The sequence below is a fragment of the Brucella anthropi genome (assembly GCF_046630315.1).
Lineage (GTDB): Bacteria > Pseudomonadota > Alphaproteobacteria > Rhizobiales > Rhizobiaceae > Brucella > Brucella anthropi_A.
Map to the genome: position 1 here is coordinate 112382 of NZ_LQBD01000037.1, position 24080 is coordinate 136461.

The window sequence follows — 24080 nt, forward strand, 5'->3', positions numbered from 1 at the left end:
TCCGCTGCAAAGCGGGTTCAATGAAGGATCACGGTTATGAAAAAAGCTGTTCTGGCTTTTGCCGCACTTGCCACCGTCGCGACCGGCCTTGCGACACCAACCCTTGCAGCCGATAGCGGCCTGCGCGTTCAGATTCAATATTATGACGACGATGGCTACCGCCCGCCGCGTCCCTATCCAGGCCCCCGCCCCGGCTGGGATGGCGGCCCCGATCACAGGCCCGGCTGGGGTGACGGCTATGCCCGCCGCGACGTCATGGGGCCGCGCCGCATCGCCCGCTCGCTGGAACGCCGCGGCTATGATGTCGGCGATATGCGCCTGAACCGCGATACCTATTTCGTGCGCGCCACGCGCCCCAGCGGTCGCCGTGTCATCCTCATGGTCGATGCCTATTCGGGCCGCATCGTCGGCGAGCGTCGTCCCGGCGGTTATTAAGCACCCTTTCCCAACAGACCAGCCGGCGTAACGTCCCTTGCACGGCTGTTCTCTGAACCGGAAGTTCGCAATCGAACTTCCGGTTACTTTTTATCATCAATTGCCGCATTATGCTGACAGCGCTCATGACAATCTGAAACAGAAAGGCCACGCAATCGGATGTCGGAACTGCTTTTCGAAACCGATGCGAACCCCGTTCCGCACGCAATAGAAGCCGGGCTGCTGGAAGCGATGAACGGCAAGACCCTGCGCTATGCCATCCTGAAACCCGAAACGGGGCCGACACGGGGAACGGTGATCCTGCTTCAGGGGCGCAACGAATTCATTGAAAAATACTTTGAAACCATGACCGAGCTGACCGCACGCGGCTTTGCGGTCGTGACTTTCGACTGGCGCGGACAGGGTGGCTCACACCGGCTGCTGAAGGATCGTCAGCGCGGCTATGTGCGCAGTTTCGACGACTATTCCGATGACCTTGACCTTATCCTCAAGCAGATCGCGCTTCCCGACTGCCCGCCGCCCTTTTACATTCTCGGCCATTCCGCCGGTGCGCTGGTCGCGCTTGCATCGATGGGCCGGCTGACATCGCGCATCAGCCGCATGGTGCTTTGTGCGCCCTTCATGGGGCTGGATGGGCAAAAACTCAGCGACGACAATGTGCGCCGCATCGCTTCTGCCTTTCGGTGGCTCGGCCTCGGGCGAATTTATGCCTCCGGCGGGCGCAGGCTGGCTTCGCGTCCCTTTGCAGGCAACCCGCTGACCAGCGACCCCGCACGCTTCACACGCAATATGGAGATCGCGCGCCTTTGCCCGGACCTGGCGCTTGGCGGGCCAACGGCACGCTGGCTCTGGAGTGCGCTCGAAACCGCGCGACGCATCAACCAGCCTTATTTTTATGATGGGCCGACCGTACCTGTCCTCATTGTCGCAGCGGGCGCCGACCGCGTGGTTTCGACGCCGGTGATCGAGCGCTTCGTGGCGCGCACGCGCAATATCTCGCTGACGACGATCATCGGCGCACGCCACGAAATGCTCCAGGAAGCCGACTTCTACCGCGAACAGTTATGGGCCGCCTTCGATGCCTTCATTCCCGGCTCATCGGAAGTGGAAATCATGCCGGAGACCATCGAACCCATGGCCTCCGGCATTTAACCAGAGGCAGGACCTAGCTGTTCAGCAGATCAAGTGCCGCCTGGTGCAGCGCGGGAGAAGCGGCGGCGACAATATCACCGCCCTTTTCCGCCGGACCGCCATCGTGTTGCGTCACCACGCCGCCGGCCTGCTCAATCAGCGGAATGAGCGCAACAATGTCATAGGGCTGCAAACCGGCCTCCACGACAATATCTGTAAAGCCGCTTGCCAGCATCGCGAAGGCATAGCAATCCACGCCATAGCGCGACAGCCGGACAGCGCCCTCCAGACGGTCGAACCCCTTGCGGCTCTCACCCTTGAAAAGGGCTGGCGTGGTCGTGAACAAGGTTGCATCTTCCAATGCGGCGTTCTTGCGCACGGAAAGGCGGCGCGGCACGGCATCGGCCCGCTGGAGATAAGCGCCGTCACCATCGCTGTAGAACAGTTCGCCTGTGAAGGGTTGCGACATCATTCCGGCCCTGGCATCGCCATCGACGGTGAGGCCCAGAAGCGTGCCCCAGACCGGCAGGCCGGAAATGAAGGCGCGCGTTCCATCGATGGGATCGATGACCCAGACATGGCTGCGGTCGATATTCTCCGGCCCGTATTCTTCGCCAAGAATACCGTGATCGGGAAAAGCCTCGCCGATCACCGCACGAATCGCACGCTCCGCCGCCCGGTCCGCTTCCGTCACCGGATCGAAACCGACGCTGTATTTGTTGTCTATTTCCGTCAACTGACGAAAACGCGGAAGCGTTTCAGCGGCCGCCGCAGCAGCCACTTCGGAAAAAAATGCCTTGTCGATCAGCAACCCCGAACTCCTGTTTCCAAGACATGGCGCAGAATTGTGCAAACCATGCTAATTTTGCCTATATATTGAGCATGATGAAAATAGCCCAAAAAATATGCGCATTTTCTTGACGTTGACGCCATTCAGACGTAACTTAAATCCCAGACAGGTTTTCCTGTCGATGCCTTTCGGGGCATTTCCTCCCTAGTCTTTGACCGCGCTCGTATCATTCGGGCGCGGTTCTTTTTATCCGTGAAAATGCAGCAAGGGGACGCGCTATTCGGCGGCCAGAGGCGGCGCGATAAAAAGATCGTCCGGCAGGGATGTCAGATCGCTCAGAAATCCATGCAGATCGGCGCAGAGCGCTTCGAAACCGGCAAGCTTGTGCAGGGTCTGCTCGTTCACATAGAGGCTGCGATTGATTTCTATCTGCAAGGCATGGCAGGCCGTGGCAGGCCGTCCGTAATACTCGGTGATGAAGCCGCCCGCATAGGGCTTGTTGTGCGCGACCGTGTAGCCCAGATCCTGCAACAGATCGATGGCGGCCTGTGTCAGCCTTTCGCTGCACGACCGGCCGAAACGATCCCCCACGATGAAATCCGGGCGAGATCCGACTTCACCGGGCCGCGTTCCGCCCGGCATGGAATGGCAGTCGATGAGCACCGCATAACCAAAACGCTGCCGGGTCGACTGGAGCAGCGCATCAAGCGCCTGATGATAGGGCTTGTAGAGGTCTTCGATCCGGTAAAAGGCTTCAGCCAGCGGAATGCGCCCCGGATAAATCAGCTGCCCCTCGCCCACCAGACGCGGCACGGTGCCAAGCCCGCCTGCCACGCGCGCGGACTGACTGTTGACGAAAGGCGGCAATGGCTCGTCGAACATGCGCGGATCGAGCTCGTAGGCCTCACGGTTCACATCGAGAAAAGCACGCGGGAAATGCGCCTTGAGCAGGGGGGCGCCAAGCCTTGTTGCCGAAGCGAACAGCTCGTCCACATAGCAGTCTTCCGAATTGCGTATGCTCAAGGCGTCGAGGCGCGAGGCTTCAACAAAGGAATGCGGATAATAACGCCCGCTATGCGGGGAATTGAAGACAAACGGAATACGCTGTTCCGCCGGAGCGCATATCTCGAAGGGCGGTATCAGACTAAAATCGCGCTCCAAACTCATTCTTCACCCGTTCTCAACCGAAACATCTGGACCATCGGACGACTTTCCCGTCAGTACCATAACAAATTACGTCAGACGATCCATGCGCGCAAATGGCAGACAAACGAATCCGCCGACGCCGGGGCGGCGTGCATATGCGACAATCCTGTCACACTGAACAGCTTGTTGCCAAACAGGCGCCATAACAATTAACATTCACGCGAGCGTTCATTCCATATTTACCAAAGAAGCGTTTTCTACGGTGGATATCGAGTCGTTGAGGGTCAGCTTTTGGGCGATGAACACGACACAGAATTCGGACGGAACAATGAAGAGAATCCTTCTAGCTGAAGATGACAATGACATGCGCCGTTTCCTCGTCAAGGCGCTGGAAAAGGCCGGTTATCACGTAACGCACTTCGACAATGGCGCGAGCGCGTATGAAAGATTGCAGGAAGAACCTTTTTCGCTCCTGCTGACGGACATTGTCATGCCGGAAATGGACGGCATCGAACTGGCGCGTCGCGCGACGGAAATCGATCCGGACCTGAAGATCATGTTCATTACGGGCTTTGCCGCGGTTGCGCTCAATCCCGATTCGGATGCGCCGCGGGACGCGAAAGTGCTTTCCAAGCCGTTCCACCTGCGTGACCTGGTGAACGAAATCGAAAAAATGCTGATCGCCGCCTGAGGCGATCCGCTGGATTTGCGGCCCTTTGTTTTGTCATCAACAAAAAGACGAAAAAACTTCATAAAAGGGCATTGACGGGCGCAACGCGATATGGTGTATGCGCCACATCGAATGGGCGTGTAGCTCAGCGGGAGAGCACTACGTTGACATCGTAGGGGTCACAGGTTCAATCCCTGTCACGCCCACCATTCGAACCCTTAATCTTTCCAGCATGTTACGTCCATTGCGCTAGAAAACTGTCGGGCGCCCGACATACGGTTTTGGTAGCGGACGTGATTTGTATCAGGCAAACGTAGACACCAGATCGCTGAACAAGGCTCGGCGAACTTGCGCCTTGAACAACGATGCCAGCCAGTTATGCCTCCAGCACAATCGTACGCATGGTCGCGGCCTGGACCGCTTTTTGTGAGTAGACCAGCGGACAATGGATACCATCGCGCCAGCGGGCAAGAAGATCCTGATAATGGGACGAGCCCGGCACGCCCGATTGCCCCGGATTGTTGACAAACAGGCTGTTGTCCCATTCCCCCACATCGATCACCATCCGAACCGATGGTCCGGCCAGAACGGAAAAATCATTGAGGCGGTAATTGGCATAATTGAGGGTGGAACTGCTGCCACCCAGCTCCATAGCATCAGGAGACCAAACGGCATCCGTCAGGGATTGCAAGGGATGAGACAGCTTGAGGTGATGAATGCGGCCCCACGACCACTCCTCGGGCTCCTCGCCCATCAATGACAGGCATTCCGCCCAGGCGTTATCAAGGCTCTGCGCAATATCCTTGTGGGGCTCGCCATTCGGCACCGCCTTTTCCAGCCATTCCACGACGCCGGGAGCATCGAACGGCATGAGCATCGCAATGATAGACGGGTCCGCACCTTCCTGTCGGGCGACAAGCGGGCCCAAATGCTTGCTGAACCAGACCTCGAATAAAGCCGCAGGCGCTGAATTTGCCGCCAGATCGCCATCCCAGTTCTGAAGCAGTCGCCACGCGGATGTCTCGCTGATCGGACCCGGCATCGCCTTCAGGCATTTCAGCGCGCGCGCGGCAATCGGTGAAAAGGTCGAACATTGCAATCGCGCGCAATCCTCAAGCGAAATCGGCGTATCACGCGACAGTTCCCGGTGCAGCGTGTCATGCCTGCTGCTGTCGAGCCATTCATAACCGATGGCCGGATTTGCAGCAGCCCAATCATCCGGCACGTTCATCGCATTGGCGGTCGCGATAAAGCCGCGTTCAGGATTGACTTCAAATGGCGCCGCTTGCGGCGGCAGATAACCGTTCCATTCATAGCGTCCATCGCCCGGAACGGGCAGCAAGCCATCCCAATTCCGACGCATGGGCGTCGCACCGGAAGGTTTCCACGCAATCAAATTGGCCGTATCCGCGTAAATATGGTTGACCGATGGACAACCCCATCCATTCAGCGCCTTGGCATATTCCGCATAGGTTTTTGCCTTCATGACCGAGAGACTGGCCATATAAGGCGCCATCCCGGCATCCATCCAGACGGTTCGCAGCCCGAAAGCCCGATTGTTCTCCACGTCCCGATAGATGACGGGACCATGCCGGGTAAATTCCAGCGTCGTCGTTTGGTCCGGATAGCCCTTGACCGGAATGGATTCCGTAACGGTCGTGACTTTTTCCCAACCATCTTGATAGGCATATTGTCCGGGATCATCTTCGCGGGTCCGGTAGACATAGATATCTTCCTGATCCGCCCCGAAAATGGTGAGGCCAAAAGCGGCAGTCCCGTTATGGCCCATCGATATGCCCGGCACCATCGGTTCACCGGCGCCGATCACATCGAGCCCCGGCATCGACAGGTGCACAACGTAACGGATAGACGGCAAAACATGTGTCCGATGCGGATCAAGCGCCAGTATCGGACGTCCCGTACTGGTTTTCTCAGAAGAAATTGCCCAATTGTTCGAGCCCTCTTCAAAGGAAGCCCTGACGATTTCGCCCGACGGCGCAAGGCTCGTCCAGAGAACGGCCTCCTCAAGCCTGGCCGCAAGCCGATCTTTCGAAAAGGTTGCAGGGCTGACGGCGAGGTTGAAATCACGCAAAACACGATCCGTCATGATCCCCGGATCAAAACCATCGACCGGCTTCGGCAGGACATCGTGCGACAATTGCTTGCGCAAGCCATCAAGCCTTGCGCCCAGTTCGTTTCCGGCTGCGGCCATCACCTTTGACCGCAACAGTTCGGAAGATGCATTGCGTGTCAGCGAATGGGTCCGCACACGCACCACGTCTTCCGCCTTCCATCGGTCAGGGCGATGGCCAAGCAGTGCAAATTCCGGCGGAAGCGGTATTGAGCCTGCATCGCAGCCATCGACATAGGCATTGATCCCGTTGGCGAAAGCCGTACAGATTTCTTCCGAATCCGGCCCATAGGCCTTCCATTCCGCCGCCATATCGCCGCGATAGAGAAACAGCCGGGCCGCCCTGTCCTGTTCGAGATAACCGGGGCCGAAATCGCGCGCCAGGAGGCCAAGACCACGCTTGCGCGCAATATCGATCTGCCAAAGGCGATCCCGTGCCGCATTCCACCCTTGCGCGAAGAAAAGATCATGAAGGTTGTTCGCCCGGATATGGGCCACGCCCCAACGGTCCACTTTGATCGTGACGTCCTCTTTCAATCCCCAAACCGCATGGGCCGCAAGTCGTTTCTCGTCGCGCATGGCTGCACCTGTTGTTGGTTAGAGCATTTTCAAGCCAAAAGTCCGAAGCGCCTATGCGGGGGAAACCAGTCCACTGGGCTGATTTCCGCTCCCGCTTCGATGCGTCGGATAATGCGTTAAAACAAATAGATAGAGCGGTTCCGACGATTCCATTTAAACCGGAACCGGTCTAGTTGAGCCGCAAGAACAGGCCCGCGTGGAGGCGCGCCCGTTCGATCAGGCTGTCCTCGAAGATATGCTCACCCAGAGTATGAAGGCCTTCGCCCCGAACGCCGATGGAGTCGAGCGTCGGCACACCAAGCGCGCCTGTGAAATTGCCATCCGAACCACCGCCCGAACTCTGGGCCGTCATCGTGAACCCGATCTCCTTCGCAATGTCATTGGCGAAGTTGAAGAGCGCCATATCCTGGGGTTGTCCGTGTTCCCAGACGGGGCGCGTCACGCCGCGTGTGACGATGAACTCCACATCGTCTTTCTCGCCCGCAAGCGCCATGATGCGGGAAACACCGTCCTCCAGATCCCGCTGGGTCTTGGCCATGCTGAGTGCTTCGGCCTTGCAGCTCGACGAAACGCAATTGACCCATTGTCCGGCCTGAATGACACCGACCGAAAAGGTGCAGTCATCTGTGGTGAGCGCTTCAATATCGATGATCTTTTCCGCCATGCGGCGGATGGCGGAACGGCCTTCCTGAAGCATCCAGCCGGCATGGCTCGGACGTCCAACGGTTTCAAGATTATAGCGTGCAATCGCGTAACGCCCCACGACGGCGCCACCGTCACGACGCGCCGGTTCGGGAACCAGCACATATTTGTTCTTGAGCGCTTCCTGCTCAATCAGATCACGCGTGGAAGGCGTTCCGACTTCTTCATCGGGCGTCAGCAGGAATGTCACCGGCAAGTTTGTCGCCAGCCCCGAACGGGCAATCTGGCGCATTGCCTCAAGGGCGACGAAATTGCCGCCCTTCATATCCTGAATCCCCGGGCCGTAAATCTTGCCATCCTCGCGGCGATAAGGGTTCACATCGATGACGCCGAGCGGATGGACCGTATCGAGATGGCCGGAAACCAGAATACCCGGCTTGCCCTGATCCGCATGCGGAAAACGAGCCCGCAACGACCCACCAAAGCCCATGCGTCCGGGAATGAATTCCACGCTCGCACCGGCAGCGGCAAAATCATAGGCGGCAGCGTCAACCATGCGGTTCACGGCGGCTGCATCGAAGGTCGGACTTTCGGTTTCGATCCATGGGCGCAGGCGCGCAATCATATCATCGAGATCAAACGGCAATTCATGCGCACTCATGCGGAAAGTTCCTTATTCACTGGCAGACGGGTTTCCACGATCCGGGCATAGATCGACGAGCCGATGGGCAGCGTCGCGGGATCGAGCGTAAAGGCGGGGTTGTGGAGGGCGGCTTTGCCGCCATGCAGCACATTGATGTAAGCGCCAGGCACGCGGGCGAGCATGTCCGCGAAATCCTCGCTGCCCATGAAGGCGGGACAATCATCGGTCACGTTTTCTTCGCCCAGGACATCGCGTGCTGCCGCGATATAGGCGTCCGTCAATTCATGATCGTTGCGCAAAACATCAAACACATTGCGGATATCGACATCGACCGTAATGCCGTAACCTGCTGCGATACCGGCACAGATTTCACGCAGGCGGCTTTCGGCAAGATCGCAGACCCGCTGTTCGAAATAACGGATCGTGCCGGTGATCGTGGCGACTTCCGGCACGATATTATAGGCACTGCCCGTATGGAACTGCGTGCAGGAGACGACACAGGCTTCCGTGGCTGGAATGTTGCGGGACACGATGGTCTGCAACTGGCCGACGAGATCGGCACCGATCACCAGCACGTCACGCGCATTATGCGGCTGGGCGGCATGGCTGCCCTTGCCGGTCAGCTTGATGTCGAAGAAGCTGGCGCCCGCCATGGCGGCACCCTTGCGGATCGCGGCCTTGCCGAGTGTGCCGAGGGGCTGATTGTGCATTCCATAGATTTCATCACAGGGAAACCGCTCGAAAAGCCCCTCCGCTATCATGCGCCGCGCGCCGCCGAGACCTTCTTCCGCCGGCTGGAATACGAAAACCGCACTGCCTTCGAAATTGCGCGTTGCCGCCAGATATTGTGCGGCGCCGAGCAGCATCGTCGTGTGTCCATCGTGACCGCAGGCGTGCATACGTCCGGGATTTTGCGAGCTATAGGGAACGCCGGAAATTTCATCGATAGGCAGCGCATCCATATCGGCGCGCAGGCCGATGCGGCGATTGCCACCGTTGCGCCCCGTCAATATCCCGACGACACCAGTTCCGGCGATACCGGTATGGACTTCATCGAAGCCCCATTTTTCCAGAAGGCCAGCCACAACGCCTGAAGCGTGTTTCTCCTCGAAACCAATTTCGGGATGGCGATGAAGATCCTCGAAAACCGCACGCATTTCGCCGGCTTTCTTCTCGATAAACGGTATGATGGGCATGGATTCATTCCTGTTTGAACCATTGAAGATGACCGGGGCTGCGATCCGCAGCCCCTCGATCAGGCGGCGGGGCGGCCCGCCGCAAAATCCCAGAAGCGGCCCGGAGCGGCTTCGATCAACGAGCGTGTATAGTCATGGGACGGGTTGCCGAGCACATCCGCGGCGTTACCCTGTTCGACGACCTGCCCGCGTTTCATGACCAGCACCTCATCGCAGATCTGCGCCGCAACACGCAGGTCATGCGTGATGAAAATGATCGCGATGCCGGTGTCCTTCTGCAGTTGCGCCAGAAGATCGAGAACCTGCGCCTGCACGGAGACATCGAGTGCCGACACGGCTTCATCGGCAACCAGAATATCCGGGCGAAGAGCGACAGCACGCGCAATGGCGATGCGCTGCCGCTGCCCGCCCGAAAACTGGTGCGGATATCGTTTCAGGGCATCTTCCGGCAGGGAAACGATCTTCAGCAGGCGCTTGGCTTCGGTGACGGCATCCTCATAGGGAACGCCATAGTTGAGCGGCCCTTCGGTCAGGCTCTGTTCGATGGTCCAGCGCGGATTGAGCGAGCGGAACGGGTCCTGAAAGACGACCTGAAGCTTTTTGCGAAATGGCTTCATCTCGCGTTTTCCAAGATGGGCGATATCGCGCCCGCCCACGACGATTTCGCCTTCCGTCGGCTCGATCAGGCGCATGATCGAACGCGCCACGGTGGTTTTGCCCGAACCGGATTCACCGACAATGCCGAGCGTTCGCCCCGGCTGGAGATCGAAACTGACCTCGCGCGATGCCTTGACGCCAGGTTTCCTGCTGAAAAGACCGCCGCTTCGATAAGTCATGCCGAGATCACGCACACGGATGACCGCTTCGCGCTCCTGCTGCTCGCGCGCCGAGCGGGGGATGAGACTTGGCACGGAACCCAACAAATCCTTTGTATATTGCTGCTGGGGCGCCGACAGAACCTGGCGGATGGTGCCCCGCTCTACAATCTCGCCGCTACGCATGACGCAGACCCGGTCCGCGATCTCGGCGACGACGCCCATATCATGCGTGATGAACAGAACCGCAGTTCCGTGCTTTTCCTGCAATTCCGCGATCAGCGACAGAATCTGCTTCTGTGTGGTCACGTCGAGCGCTGTCGTCGGCTCATCTGCAATCAGAACCACAGGCTCCAGAATAAGCGCCATCGCGATCATGATGCGCTGGCGCTGACCGCCCGACAACTGATGCGGGTAGCTCTGGTAGATGCGCTCCACATCGGGCAGATGAACCTGCTCCATGATATTGATGACCCTGGCACGCTTGGCAGCCGCCGAAAGTCCGGTATGGATATCCAGAACTTCCGTGATCTGCTCTCCAACCCGCATCACCGGATTGAGCGCGGTCATCGGCTCCTGAAAGATCATCGAGATGCGCGTGGCGCGCATCCTTTTCATATCGGCTGGCGAAAGTTGCAAAAGGTCCTGCCCGTCGAGGCGGATTGCGCCACTTTTCACGCGCAGCGCATTCTGCGGCAGAAGGCCCATGGCCGTCAGGGATGTGACGGATTTTCCCGAACCTGATTCACCGACGAGGCAGACTGTTTCGCCTTTCCGGATATCGAAGCTCACACCGCGAAGGACAGGCGTGCCGCCGGGGAGCGCCACAACGAGATTGTCCACTTCCAGCACGACAGGTTCTGCCGAAAAGTCACGATTTCGCAGTTCCATGTCAGCCCTCCCGTTTTTTCAGGCGCGGATCGAGTGTATCGCGTGCCGCATCGCCCAGAAGATTGATCGAAAGGACGCAGAGCGTCAGCAAAAGTCCCGGCCAGAGCACGATCGATGGCTTGATGCGGAAGAACTGGCGCCCTTCCGCCATGATGTTTCCCCAGGTCGGTATTTCGGTGCTGATGCCAGCGCCGAGGAAGGAGAGGATCGCCTCGGTCAGGATCGCCGATGCGACGATATAGGTGCCCTGCACGATCAGCGGCGCCATGGTGTTCGGCAAAAGATGCTGGAACAGGATTTTCGGTGTGCTGGAGCCAAGCGCCAAAGCGGCCTCGACATAAGGCTCCTCCCTGGCGCTCAGAATGACCGAACGGACCAGGCGCACCACACGCGGGATTTCGGGAATGGTGATCGCCACGATCACCGAGCCGATCGAAGGTCCGTTGAGCGCGACCAGCGCAATGGCGATCAGGATCGAAGGCATCGCCATCAGCGCGTCCATCATGCGCATGATGATCGCATCGGCAGTTCGGAAGAAACCGGCGACAAGACCGATGAATACGCCGACCGCTATGGAAGCCGCCGCCGCGAGAAGCCCGATCAGGAGAGAAATGCGCCCCCCAAGGATCATACGCGAGAAAAGATCCCGACCGTAATTGTCCGTGCCAAGCAGATATTCGTCTGAAGGCGGCTTGAGACGCATCATCGGGTTCATGGCCAGCGGATCGTGAGGCGCGATCCAAGGGGAGACGAGGGTGAGAAGAATGATTGCAGCCAGAAGCACGGCGGCAATCAGCGGTCCGATGCCAACGCGGGCGACGCGCGGCAGCGAAAACAGGCGCAGCATCCAGTGCATGCCAGCCGATGTCGGTTCTGTGCGCATCAATAACGAATCCTCGGGTCGAACAAAGTGTATGAAAGATCGATCAGCAGATTGACGAACACATAGAGCGCGCTCGTCAGCAGGATCATGGCCTGAATCACCGGATAATCGCGGGCAAGCACCGCATCGACCGTCAGGCGGCCGATACCGGGAATGTTGAAGATGCTTTCCGTGACCACGACGCCGGAGATCAGCAGCGCAAACCCCGTGCCCACAATGGTGACGACCGGCACCGCCGCATTTTTCAAGGCATGGACGAACAGAAGACGGCGATCGCTCACACCTTTGGCGCGCGCGGTACGGATATAGTCTTCGCCCAGAACATCCAGCATCGCTGCGCGGGTCATACGGGCAATCAGCGCAATATAGATGGAAGCCAGTGTCAGCGCGGGCAGGATTGCCCGTTCCATGAAGGCGCCGAAACCGGCCGATATCGGCTTGAACCCCTGCACCGGCAGCCAGCCCAGATTGACCGAAAAAATCAGGAGCAGCACATAGCCCACCAGAAAGACGGGAACCGAAAAGCCAAGCACCGAGAAGCTCATCACCAGATAGTCGATCCACGAGCGATGCCGCCATGCAGCAATCACCCCCATCGGGATCGCAACAAGAACCGCGATGATGATGGTCAGGACGGCAATCGAAATTGTCGGCCCGATGCGCTGCGAGACCATGTCCAGGACTGGCACGCCCGAAATCAGCGAAACACCAAGGTCGCCCTGAAATATCTTGCCCATCCAGGTGAAATATTGCGTCAGGATCGGTTCATTGAGGCCCATGGCCTCCCGAATGCGCTCAAGCTGCTCGGTCGTGGCAGCGTCGCCCGCGAGAATTGCAGCCGGATCGCCCGGCGTCAGTCGCAGGAGGAGGAAAACGAAAATCGATACCAGCAACAGTACCGGCACCAGCGCAAAGATGCGTTTTATCAGATAGACAGCCATATGCACGCCCCGCGTGATGCGGAACCGGCGGGAGAAACCGGCGCCGCGGTGGACTGGGAGTTATCGCGCCCGGAACAGGCTGGGCGCGATAACGGCGGGCAGGGTTACTCCTCGGTCTTCTTCACGTTCCAGAACACCGGAACGGGAGAACCGATCATGTCGACGATATTGGCGCGACGGCCCTGCGGCGGGTTATATTCACCAAGCGGGATGTAGAGCACATTCTCAAGCGTATGGGCCTGTATCTTCTCGATCACGGCCTTCTGGTCTTCAGGCGTCTGCGCCGCGATATACTCTTTCTTCAACGCTTCGATCTTGTCATCCTGCGGCCAGCCGAACCAGCCTTGGTCGCCGCGACCATTCAGCATGACCGAGTTCAGTGGCGTCCAGATTTCCGGTATCTGCCAGTTCGTGAAGAAAATATTCCATCCACCCTTGGACGGCTCGTCCTTGGACGCGCGGCGACCGACCAGCGTTTGCCAATCCATCGGCTGCATATCAACGTTGAACCCGGCGGCCCGCAATTGCTGTGCCGCGACGACAGGCTGGGGCGACAGGCTGGTCACATCTGTCGGCTGCATCAGCACAACGGGCTTGCCGTCATAGCCCGCCTTCTGCAACAGCGCCTTTGCCTCCTCGATATTGCCCTTACCGGTGATGCTCTCGGAACCGACATTGGTGGCATTGGGCGTTCCGCAACCAAAGATCGCACCGCAAACCTTGTAATAGTTCGGGTCCGCCATCAGAGCGGCAAGCACCGGCTCCTGCGACATGGCCAGAAAAGCCGCACGGCGGATATCGGGATTGTCGAAAGGCGGATGCTTGAAATTGAGGCGTCCCATCGTCTGGTATCCGAGGGGATCACGCTGTTCCAGAACAATACTGTCGTCGCCATCCAGCAACGGAATGAGATCGACCGGAACCTGCTCGATATAGTCGATCTCGCCGCTGGTCAGGGCATTCACGGCGGTCTGCGCATCGGTCATCGTCACCCAGCGCACCTTGTCGACATTGACGACCTTGCCGCCAGCCATCCAGCTTGCCGGCTCCTTGCGCGGAACATAATCCTCATTCTTGACGTAGCTCACGCCGACACCGGGCTGGAATTCACCGGGCACGAACTTGAACGGCCCGGAGCCGATATGTTCGGTGATGGCTGTATCGGCTGGCGTCGCCGCAATACGCGCAGGCATGATGAAGGGAGGCAGAGCCGCCTGCTTGGCAAGCGTATCGAGGAAGGGCGCAAATGGTTCCTTCAGGGTCCAGACAAGGGTTTTGTCGTCGGTCGCCTTGAGCGAATCCGTAATGTCCATGATAAGCTGGCCACCAGCATCGCGCTTGGCCCAGCGTTCAAGCGAAGCCACGGCATCAGCCGCGGTGACAGGCGCTCCATCGTGGAATTTCAGGCCATCGCGCAGCGTGAAAGTATAGACCTTCTTGTCGTCGGACACGGTCCAGTCGGCCATTTGCGGCTGCGGCTTGAAGTTCTCGTCCACGGCAATCAGCACGTCATAGATCATATAGGCATGATCGCGCGTGATATGCGCCGTCGTGATGACCGGATCGAGAACGCGCAGATCCGAATGCATCACGGCGGTCAGCGTGGTTTCCGCCCATGCATTGCCAGCGCCCAAGGCAATCAGGGAAGCGGCGAGGCCATATTTCAGCCTGCGAAGAACAGGGCCAGGTTCGGGAGATCTGAAAAACTGCATCTGTTTGATTCCTCTGAAGGTTGTTGTTGTTCTTATTTGAATTCCTGTCCGAGCGGCTCCAGCCTTATGCCCGAACGCAAATGCCTCCATGAAAGTTTGGCCGGGCTGAGCGGCATCGCACCCGGCGCGGTGCAAACCAGAAGCTTTTCGGCTATCGGCGCAAAATCCGCGCGAAAATGCACCGAGCTCTTATTGACGAGAATGGCTTCCTTCTCCGGTTCGATACCCACCATGCGATAAAGCGCGCGATCTGCCATCTGGGCGAGATTGGTGGTCACGACGATCCGCGTTCCGCCCAGACGCAGGCAGGCCGATGGCCCCATGTTCAGCCAGGTTCCGCCGTAATAGGGACCCGTCGCATGCGCCAAGCCGTCCGAAAGCTTTTCCACGGTGAACCGCGCCTTGAACGGCGCGTCGCCCTCTATCCCCGACTTGCCGCCAAGCGCGATTTCCACCGCTGCTCCCTCGCCTGCCTGATGGGCGATCCTCGCCGCTTCCGGGTCGTGGATACAGCCGATCGAAGCCCGCTGCGCGCCACAGGCAACAAGTGCACGCAGCATCCCGGTCGTATCGGAACTGCCACCGGCTCCCGGATTATCCTGCGTATCCGCGATGACGATCGGGCGGCGCGCATCCCGTGCCAGCTCAATCGCCTTCGCCACCCCTTCCTCCGGCTGGTAAGCCATACCGGCAAAGGACGGTTCGGCGGCAGCCAGCGCAGCGATGATCTTGTCGGCACTGGCCTCAACGGCCTCCTGGTCCCAGCCATAAGCGAAAGCCGATGGGCCGCATTCTGCAAAGTCTGCCGCCGGGAAGCCCATGAACAACGATGCTGTCAGAACGTTCTGAGGCAAGTCGACCGTCATGGCATAAAGGCTTTTGGCCGGCTCCTCATCCGTGCATTGCCAGGCGATCGGGATCAGGTAGTCCCCCCGCCGCATTGCCTTGTGCCAACCTTCCGGCCTGTCCATCAGCGCCTGCAACGCCTGTGCCGCCCTGTAGCCGGTTTCGGCCATATCCACATGCGGATAGGTGCGGAAACCCACCATCACGTCGCAATGTTCGAACATCCTTTGCGTGATGTTTCCGTGGAGATCGAGAGCGACAGCGAGCGGCTCGGTCGGGCGAACCCTCCGGACACGCTCAAGAAGCTCCCCTTCGCCGTCCTCGACATGCGCGGCAACCATAGCGCCATGCAGATCAATGAAAATCCCGTCGAGCGGACCGCAATCTTTGAGCCCGTCGACAATTTCCGAAACGATTGCTTCATAGGCATCCCGTGTGACCGGGGCGGACGGAATGGCGCCGGCCCACAGGATCGGCACGATCTCCCAGCCAGCCTCGCGAGCGAAATCCAATGCGCCGGCAATACCGAGATTTACATTACGCGCATTTTGCAGAACCGCTTCGCCGCGAGACAGCGGAATATATCCACCACCCTGGAGAAACGCTGCCATGTCGGCGGGCGCCGACGCGAAAGTGTTCGTTTCATGCAAGAAGCCAGCCACAGCCACGCGCTTGAGCACGAGCATACTCCCATTTACCGATTTATCCCCAGGGCGAACACGTGTATCTGTCAGCGATACATCTATATTGTTTTTTTATGATAGGGATCAATTTTGCTCCTTGTCAATCCATGAACGGCGACTAAAGCTAATTCCCATGAACCAATTTCGCGACCTGACCGGACTATCCACTTTTGACCCTGACGAGGCGGATGAATTCAAAGATGACCCGTTGTTTCTCCGTTCGGTTGCGCGCACGGTCGCCGTGCTGTCCGCCTTCCAGAGCGCCCGGCACCCCCTATCGCTGACCCAGATAGCAACCGCGTCCGGCCTTGATCGCAGTGCATCGCAGCGCATCGTCAATTCGCTTATGAAACTGGGCATGATCGCACGCGACCCGGAAGATCGCGGCTATCTCCCAGGTTTGCGCATTCTGGATATGACGCATGACTTTTTGCGGCTGAACCCGATGCTGCAACGGGCCAATCCGGTTATGCTGGAACTGCGCCGGCGAGTACGCGAGCGTGTGGATTTATCGCTTTTCGATGATATCCGGGTGGTCTATGCCTTGCGCATGCCGTCAAAGCACGAAGTCTTCAGCGCCACCATCGTCGGCAATGCGGTTCCCACCTATTGTACGGCTGGCGGCATTGCGGTCCTGTCGCGCCTGCCGGACGACCGGATTGCCGATATTGTGAACCGCTCCGATCTCACCCCGTTCACACCCTATACGATTACCGATCTTGCGGGGGTGATGGAACAGGTCCATGCCACGCGCAAACGGGGACATTCCGTTCTCTGCCGCCAGTTGTTACCCCACGAAATAGCGATCGGCGCGCCAATTACCGATGCAAAAGGCGTCCCCATCGGAGCAATCCATGTCGCCGGCAATTTGCAGGAATGGTCGGCAGAAAGCTTCAGCGACAGTTTCGGGCCGCTCATCGAAAATGCCGCACGCACGGTTTCCGAGCGTCCCCGGCCTTTCGACGCCAGAAACGCGCTCTGACCAGCCTTGCTGCCGGCTTTCCCGCTAGGCCGGCTGGGGCTGTCGCACGGCGGAAAGATGCCGTGCCACCACCGGAGCCAGCAACAAGAGCCCGAGGATCGATGAATAGATCTCCGGCGCGACCAGCAGGATCGCCGCGACGATCATCAGCATATTTTCCCAGGCCCTGGTTCTCACCAGGAAAAAGCCCGACAATGCGGCACCGAGCGCCGTGATGCCGATGGTGCAGCCCAGAAATGCCACGAAGAAATCCAGCCAGTTGAAATCGGACGTGACCAGCAGGAGCGACGGCGAAAAGACAAAGACGAAAGGCACGAGCACCTTGCCAAGCCCCAGCCGGAAGGCCGTATTGCCGGTCTTGAACGGATCGGCGCCCGCCATGCCCGCCGCCGCATAGGCCGCAAGCGCCACGGGCGGCGTGATATCGGCCAGCACGCCGTAGTAGAAGACGAAGAAATGCGCCACGATCGGTTCGACGCCCAGCAGCCCCAGCGCCGGCGCGGCAATGGTTGCCATGATGATGTAGTTTGCCGTCGTCGGAATGCCGCAGCCCATCAGGATGCATACGATCCCGGTCATGATGAGCGTGAAAAGCAGCGTCAGCGTTTGCGGGCCGAACCAGGCGGCAGGCAGAACAGTGCCGAAATAGGCGGCAAGCTGCGCTGCCGTCGAGGTCACGATATAGGAAATCTTGAAGCCGACACCCGTCAGCGTCACCACGCCGACGATAATGCCGACGGTTGCCGCCGCCGCACCGACGGCAAGGGCGTATTTTGCCCCGTCGCGCAAGCCGTCAAAGATCTCGCCGATGGACATGCGCTTGCGCGGATTGAGCAATCCCACCGCGATACACAGCGTGATGCCCCAGAACGCCGCCATATAGGGCGTATAGCCCGACAAAAGCACCCCGATCAGCACGATCAGCGGAATGACGGTTGGCCAGTCGCGCTTGAAGGCCTCCTTCAGGTCAGGCAGTTCCTCTTTCGTCATGCCGCGCAATCCGTTGCGCTTGGCTTCGAAATGCACCTGCATCAGAACGCCGAAGAAATGCATGAAGGCCGGTATGATGGCCGCCAGAATGATCGTCGTGTAAGGCAGGTTCAGGAATTCGATCATCAGGAAGGCGGCCGCGCCCATGATTGGCGGGGTGATCTGTCCGCCTGTCGATGATGCCGATTCCACGGCGGCGGCAAAGTGGCGCTTGTAACCGAGCCGGATCATCGCCGGAATGGTCAGCGAGCCGACCGTCACCGTATTGGCGACGGAAGAGCCCGAAATCATGCCGAACAGGGCCGAGCCGAAGATGGAAACCTTTGCCGGGCCGCCCGCAAAACGGCCGGCGACCCAGGCCGCGCAATCCAGAAACAGCTGCCCGAGGCCGATGCGGGTTGCAAAAACCCCAAACAGCACGAAATGGAAGACGTAAGTGGCAACCACGCCGAGCGCGATGCCGTAGATGCCCTGCGTCGTCAGATAAAGATGGTCGACAAGCTGGCTGACACTGGCGCCGGGATGCACGAGAATGCCCGGCATATGCTGCCCGTAAAGGGCATAGAGCATGAACAGGATCGAGATAATCGGCAGCGGCCAGCCGACGGAGCGCCGCGTCGCTTCCAGAAGAACAAGGATGAGAAGGCCGCCCAGGACAACGTCGGTTGTGGTCGGGTTGCCGACGCGGAAAGCCAGATCGTCGAGCGGGATCAGCGGCACATGGGCGACCGACACGACCGCGATGATTGCCAAGGCCCAGTCGATGATGGAAATGCCAAGCGGCCGCAGCCAGGTCGAGGTGGTGGGCTGGTCGTAGCCCTTGCGGGAAAACGGGAAAACGAGAAACACCAGGCCAAGCACGAAGGAAAGGTGGATGCCGCGCTGCATCATCTCCGGCAGGAGGCCAAAGCCTGCCGTGTAATAGTGGAAGAGGGAGAGTATGATCAAAAGCCCGCCCACGAGGCGCGCGGCCAGCGGGCCAAGCGGGCGAAACCTGATCTCGGAATCGAACTTTTCCTCAAGCGCGCGCGCCTTGGCTTCATCCAGTTCCATGGGCGACAGTTTCGTCTCTTGTTCGCTCACCATACCGGTCCCTCCATCCGGAACGGGGGCCGATCCTGCCGGATCGGGCGCGCGCTCCATCCATTTGCTTCATGCATGTCTTGATCCGAAAGCGTTTCCGGCGCCGAGCCGACCCGGAAACACATGCACGGAGCTTCGCCGGAAACTCCGTGCATGCGTGCATATCTTGATTATGCGAACCGGGACCGGCGGCTTATTTCAGAACGCCCGCTTCCTTGTAGAAGCGTTCCGCGCCGGGATGCAGCGGAATGCCAAGGCTGGTCGTTGCCGTATCCAGCTTGATGAGCTTGCCCTTTGCGTGTCCGGCATCGAGCGCTTTTCTGCTGTCATCGTTGAACAGCGTCTTGGTGATGTTGTAGACGAGTTCGTCAGGCTGCTTGGCATTCGTGACCCATTGCGCCGCGACGGCCAGCGTCTCGGTTTCGCCGACATCCTTGTAGGTATCGGCCGGTACCGTGTCCTTGGAGAAGAACGAGTATTTTTCCAGAATCTTCTGTGCTTGCGGGCCGGAAATCGGAACCAGCGCAATGCCGTTCGATGTCGCCAGTTCCGAGATTGCGCCGGTCGGATAGCCGCCGACGAAGAAATAGGCGTCGAGAGCGCCGTCCTTGAGGCGCTCGCCCGCAGGCCCCGGCTTCAAATGTTCGGCCTTGACGTCATTCTCGCTCAATCCATAGGCTTCCAGAACGATGCGCGCATCGACGATCGTACCCGAGCCCGGCTCATCGATGGAAACGCGCTTTCCCTTGAGATCGGCAACGGATTTGATGCCCGCATCCTTGCGCGCGACCAGGTGAATGGTTTCAGGGTAAAGCGTGGCGATCAGGCGCAGATCTTCAACCTTGCCCTTGCCATCGTAAAGCCCCGTCCCCGTATGCGCCCAATAAGCCACATCCGATTGGGTGAAGCCCGATTCCAGCGCTCCCGACTGGATGGCGTTGATGTTGGCGACCGAGCCATTCGACGAAACCGCGGTGGCGACCAGACCGGGCACGCCCTTGTCTCCTGCGCCTGAAATCGCATTGGCGATCAACCCGCCGATCGGGTAATAGGTGCCCGCCGTTCCCCCCGTGCCGATGCGGAAGAAGGCCGGAGCCTGCGCAAAGGCAATGCTGGCCCCGATTGCAACAATCCCTGCAAACGCCGCCACCACACCGCGCCGGGTGAACTTTCCCATTGTCATAACTGTTCTCCGTTCCCTGGATGATTTTGTTCAAATTGTGTCGCGGAGCATGGAAAGCCGGGCGCGGCTTGTCAAGCGCTCGATCCACTTCCGGCCTCATCCGGTGAAACATGATGAAATGGCAAGCAAAACGAAATACAGGAGAAAGAACAAAACATGTTTTCCCATAAATATATTGCATGCAATGTGATATATGATTTTCCAATCGGGCATAAAAATCGGCGGTGAAATTCAGATTTTACTTTATACAGAATAGAGCGTGACGCTCCCTTTCAAAAGGTGGCCTATAATTTCATAAATGACTTGAAACCGTGAGATTCATCGCTATTTTGGCTCTATGGCGTGTGCTGCGTGCGCCCAGGGACGGCCCTGAATACGGAGACTGTTTTTAACCGTTTCTGTCGGGGAGCTGCCATGGCCGGTCGCATTCAAAATACCATTCGCAATTTTCTTGATAGCGAGTCGTCGGGCGGGCTTCTGCTGATCGCTTCGGCCGCGCTGGCTTTGCTGGTGGCCAACTCGCAGCTTTCCGAAGCCTATTTCGGCGCCATGCATGCCTATCTCGGTCCGCTTTCGGTCCAGCATTGGGTCAATGACGCGCTGATGGCGGTGTTTTTCCTGATGGTCGGGCTGGAAATCAAGCGCGAGATGGTCGACGGCCATCTGTCCTCCTGGCCGCGCCGCATTCTGCCGGGGGTCGCGGCGGCCGCGGGCATGGCCGTGCCTGCTCTGGTCTATCTCGCCTTCAATCTGAACAGCGGCGCTTCCCATGGCTGGGCGATCCCGGCTGCGACCGATATTGCCTTTGCGCTCGGTGTTATTTCCTTGCTGGGGCCGAGAGTTCCCACATCGCTGAAAGTGTTTCTCGCAGCCCTTGCCATCATCGATGATCTTGGTGCGGTGATCGTCATCGGGCTTTTTTATACGAGCGGCGTTTCAATGATGGATCTGGGCCTGGCGGCGGCTGTCGTCGCTGCGCTGGTGGCGCTGAACCTGACCGGCGTGAAACGGTTGACGCCCTATCTGCTGCTGGGCCTGATCCTGTGGTTCTTCACCTATCGCTCCGGCGTCCACGCAACCATCGCCGGCGTTTTGCTGGCGCTGACCATTCCAATCAAGCGCACGCCTGCAAAGCCTGAAGCGACACATGCCGAAAGCCCGCTGCATCGGCTGGAACACAGCCTGATAAAGCCGGTTTCGTTCGTCATCGTGCCGATATTCGGTTTTGCCAATGCAGGTGTCAGCTTTTCCGGCCTTGGCATGGATGCGCTCTTTGCGCCTGTGACGGTGGGCGTCGCCGCGGGCCTTGCGGTCGGTAAGCTTGTCGGCATTTTCGGCGCGGTGCTGCTCCTGGTGAAAAGCAGGATCGTCGACTTGCCGGCCGGCGCAAGCTGGACCCAGATGCTGGGCACGACGCTTCTGTGCGGCATCGGCTTCACCATGAGCCTGTTCATCTCGCTTCTCGCCTTTGACGATGTCCTGCTGCAAAACGAAGCGAAAATCGGAATATTGATCGGTTCGCTCCTGGCTGGCCTTGCCGGTTTCATCGTCCTGCGTTTCGCAAAAAGGGCAGACGGGCGCAATTTCAGCCGTTAGAGCCTCAATCAAAAAGCGGCATGTGTGCGCGAAAATGGCGATTTTCGACTACCGGAGCGGAGCATAATTCCAAGCATAGTCCCGAAAAGTTGCAGACTTTTCGGATAAGACCAAGCGTCTGAGAAAGCTGCGTGAGCACCGGAACTTGAGATAAATTGCCATTTGCAGCCACACGGGGGGCGACTGATTGGAACAGGTTCTCTGGCAAGCCCCGGAAAAGGGAGAACCGGCTTCGCGGTGAAACCGGTTCTCCTGACTGATACCCCAATCTGATATTATGCCATCTGCACGTCGGTCCTGCCGCCGTCGCCCCCCCCAGGCAAGGCGGCGCAGACATGCCTCAACTTACGGGTTAGCCGAAAAACGCCGCTTGCCATCCAGCCATGTTTCACTGACCTTGATCTGGCTGATCTGGTCGGGCGCAACCGTCATGGGATTATCCTCCAATATGACGAAATCAGCCGCCTTGCCCGCCTTGATGCTTCCCGTCAGCTCATCCATATGGCACTGCCATGCCGCATCGATGGTCACCGCGCGAATGGCGGCTTCGACCGATATCCTTTCATCCGGATTGAGAATTTCTCCATTCGTGCGCATGACACGAGTTACCGCCGTCTGGATATGTTGCAGCGGCTTGATCGGGGTGACATTGTAATCGGAATGAAGGCTGATCTTCAGATTGGCTTTCAGCGCCGACCCGCAGCGGTCGAGCAGGTTGGCCCGCTCCGGCCCCAGAATGACGTCACGGAAAGCCTCCCCCCAATATTCGACATGGCCGATCAGAAAGGAGGGAGACAAAGCCAGATCGCCAATTTTTTGAATCTGTTCGTCATGCATGATCGAACAATGCTCGATGCGATGGCGGTGATCAGCGCGAGGCGCGGCTTCCAGCGCCGCCGCATAGGCTTCCAGGGCGTTATCAATGCCGGCATCGCCATTCGCATGAACGCAAATCTGCCATCCGTCCTTATGCGCACGGGTCAGCGTTGATTTCAGTTTGTCCAGCGGGTAGTTCAGTTCACCGCGTCCGCTGGAGTTCATGTAGGGCTCGCGCATATAGCCGGTGCGGGCCTGATTGGACCCATCCACCCAGGCCTTCATCGCGTTCAGACGAAAGAGATCGTCGCCATGACCGGGGGTGAAACCAAGTTCGACCCATTTGTCATACATGGTGGAAGCAAGCGCCCCACGCACGCGTACCGGCGCATCATTCGCCACCACGCCCTGGATCGTGCGGACGTCCTGCTCGCCCATGAGAAGCCCCAGCCCGCAATCCATCATTGCGGTACAGCCGTTGCTTGCGCCCCTGTCGAACAATGCCCGGACACGACGCTCCATTTCCGGCGGAGCAACCGGCGGCATCTTGTCGACAAACGGAACGAAGGCTGGATATTCTTCCATCCGTCCCGACAATTTGCCGACTGCATCGTGCAGGTAACGCCCCTCCGGCGGGTTGGCGGTATCCTGCGTTATGCCTGCCAGTTCGAACGCCCTGCTGTTGGCATAGGTGACATGGCCATTGCCTTCAAGGATGAACAATGGATTATCCGGCGCGATATCGTCGAGCAGTTCCATCCCGATCGGCTGTGCGCCCGGCGTGATGGCGGGGTCGTACTGCCATCCCCGCACCCATTCGCCGGGCTTGGCAAGCTTGGCTGCCGCACGCAACCGGCCGATGGCTTCGTCAAAAGAGCTGTTCACGAACGGGCCCATATCGATCCAGTCTTCGAAATAGGCAAAGATCGTGTGCATATGCGGTTCGATGAAGCCGGGCAAAAGTGTGCGTCCCCGCAGATCGACAAGCTGGGCGTTCGCGGACTTTTGTGCAAGCAGCTTGTCTTTCGAGCCGACAGCGCGGATGACACCGTCTGCAACGGCAACAGCCTCGACCTCAGGCTGGTCCGCCTCCATGGTCAGAATTGGTCCGCCGAAGAATATGATCTCGCCAGGGTCCGCGCTGGCGCTTTCCGCCCTGAACGGCATTGCCGCCGCAAGCCCCGCTGCCCCCATACCCTTGAGAAGGTTGCGGCGCGTAATGTTCATCAAGGTCGCCGCTGCCGGATTACACATCAAACACATGGAATATATCCGATATCTTATTGTGAGCGATAT

The 24080-nt window shown here is 58.8% G+C and carries 18 protein-coding genes and 1 tRNA gene; 6 read left to right on the forward strand and 13 right to left on the reverse strand.

The window, feature by feature from the left end:
* The first annotated feature begins 36 nt into the window (after positions 1-36).
* Both AVM02_RS17320 and AVM02_RS17325 read left to right on the forward strand, forming a co-directional pair.
* A complete protein-coding gene (locus AVM02_RS17320) occupies positions 37-435 on the forward strand; it encodes an antifreeze protein (RefSeq protein ID WP_411508155.1) in 399 nt (132 codons plus the stop codon).
* Between the two features lie 159 nt (positions 436-594).
* The gene (locus tag AVM02_RS17325; RefSeq protein WP_411508156.1) at positions 595-1587 is read left to right on the forward strand and encodes an alpha/beta fold hydrolase; all 993 of its coding nucleotides are present in this window, start codon (positions 595-597) and stop codon (positions 1585-1587) included.
* Positions 1588-1600: 13 nt separating this feature from the next.
* Here the strand turns inward: AVM02_RS17325 and hisN are convergent, their stop codons facing one another.
* Positions 1601-2377: a histidinol-phosphatase gene (gene hisN / locus AVM02_RS17330; protein ID WP_411508157.1), complete on the reverse strand. Its 777-nt coding sequence runs from the start codon at positions 2375-2377 to the stop codon at positions 1601-1603.
* A 255-nt stretch (positions 2378-2632) separates the two neighbouring features.
* Complete coding sequence (locus tag AVM02_RS17335) at positions 2633-3523, reverse strand: N-formylglutamate amidohydrolase (protein ID WP_411508158.1); 891 nt, start codon at positions 3521-3523, stop codon at positions 2633-2635.
* A 307-nt stretch (positions 3524-3830) separates the two neighbouring features.
* On the opposite strand from AVM02_RS17335, the gene cpdR reads away from it, so the two are divergent.
* Positions 3831-4193, forward strand: a complete 363-nt coding sequence (gene cpdR / locus AVM02_RS17340) for a cell cycle two-component system response regulator CpdR (protein WP_002966536.1) — start codon at positions 3831-3833, stop codon at positions 4191-4193.
* A 113-nt stretch (positions 4194-4306) separates the two neighbouring features.
* Positions 4307-4381, forward strand: a tRNA-Val gene (locus AVM02_RS17345).
* A 167-nt stretch (positions 4382-4548) separates the two neighbouring features.
* Here AVM02_RS17345 and AVM02_RS17350 read toward each other — a convergent pair.
* From AVM02_RS17350 to AVM02_RS17385, 8 genes are all read right to left on the reverse strand, one after another.
* The gene (locus tag AVM02_RS17350; RefSeq protein ID WP_411508159.1) at positions 4549-6882 is read right to left on the reverse strand and encodes a penicillin acylase family protein; all 2334 of its coding nucleotides are present in this window, start codon (positions 6880-6882) and stop codon (positions 4549-4551) included.
* A gap of 169 nt (positions 6883-7051) precedes the next feature.
* Positions 7052-8185, reverse strand: a complete 1134-nt coding sequence (locus AVM02_RS17355; RefSeq protein ID WP_411508160.1) for a M20/M25/M40 family metallo-hydrolase — start codon at positions 8183-8185, stop codon at positions 7052-7054.
* Complete coding sequence (locus AVM02_RS17360; RefSeq protein ID WP_411508161.1) at positions 8182-9363, reverse strand: M20 aminoacylase family protein; 1182 nt, start codon at positions 9361-9363, stop codon at positions 8182-8184. The genes AVM02_RS17355 and AVM02_RS17360 overlap by 4 nt, the downstream gene beginning before the upstream one ends.
* Before the next feature lie 59 nt (positions 9364-9422).
* Positions 9423-11069 (reverse strand): ABC transporter ATP-binding protein, encoded by a 1647-nt coding sequence (locus AVM02_RS17365; protein WP_411508162.1) that lies wholly within the window; start codon positions 11067-11069, stop codon positions 9423-9425.
* 1 nt (position 11070) lies between these two features.
* Complete coding sequence (locus AVM02_RS17370; RefSeq protein WP_411508212.1) at positions 11071-11916, reverse strand: ABC transporter permease; 846 nt, start codon at positions 11914-11916, stop codon at positions 11071-11073.
* A 35-nt stretch (positions 11917-11951) separates the two neighbouring features.
* Positions 11952-12893, reverse strand: coding sequence for an ABC transporter permease (locus AVM02_RS17375; RefSeq protein WP_411508163.1), 942 nt, complete (start codon positions 12891-12893; stop codon positions 11952-11954).
* Between the two features lie 104 nt (positions 12894-12997).
* The gene (locus tag AVM02_RS17380) at positions 12998-14605 is read right to left on the reverse strand and encodes an ABC transporter substrate-binding protein (protein ID WP_411508164.1); all 1608 of its coding nucleotides are present in this window, start codon (positions 14603-14605) and stop codon (positions 12998-13000) included.
* A gap of 32 nt (positions 14606-14637) precedes the next feature.
* Positions 14638-16137, reverse strand: coding sequence for a M81 family metallopeptidase (locus AVM02_RS17385; protein WP_411508165.1), 1500 nt, complete (start codon positions 16135-16137; stop codon positions 14638-14640).
* A gap of 130 nt (positions 16138-16267) precedes the next feature.
* Between AVM02_RS17385 and AVM02_RS17390 the strand changes: the two genes are divergently transcribed.
* Entirely contained in the window at positions 16268-17116 is an 849-nt protein-coding gene (locus tag AVM02_RS17390) for an IclR family transcriptional regulator (protein WP_411508166.1), read from the forward strand.
* 24 nt (positions 17117-17140) lie between these two features.
* Here the strand turns inward: AVM02_RS17390 and AVM02_RS17395 are convergent, their stop codons facing one another.
* Together AVM02_RS17395 and AVM02_RS17400 are read right to left on the reverse strand one after the other, a co-directional pair.
* A complete protein-coding gene (locus tag AVM02_RS17395; protein WP_411508167.1) occupies positions 17141-19192 on the reverse strand; it encodes a TRAP transporter permease in 2052 nt (683 codons plus the stop codon).
* Positions 19193-19382: 190 nt separating this feature from the next.
* On the reverse strand, positions 19383-20372 hold the full coding sequence (locus tag AVM02_RS17400) for a TAXI family TRAP transporter solute-binding subunit (protein WP_411508168.1): 990 nt from the start codon (positions 20370-20372) through the stop codon (positions 19383-19385).
* A gap of 414 nt (positions 20373-20786) precedes the next feature.
* On the opposite strand from AVM02_RS17400, the gene nhaA reads away from it, so the two are divergent.
* A complete protein-coding gene (nhaA, locus tag AVM02_RS17405) occupies positions 20787-21968 on the forward strand; it encodes a Na+/H+ antiporter NhaA (RefSeq protein WP_411508169.1) in 1182 nt (393 codons plus the stop codon).
* Between the two features lie 345 nt (positions 21969-22313).
* Here nhaA and AVM02_RS17410 read toward each other — a convergent pair whose 3' ends face one another.
* Positions 22314-24047, reverse strand: a complete 1734-nt coding sequence (locus AVM02_RS17410) for an amidohydrolase (protein WP_411508170.1) — start codon at positions 24045-24047, stop codon at positions 22314-22316.
* Between the last annotated feature and the right edge of the window lie 33 nt (positions 24048-24080).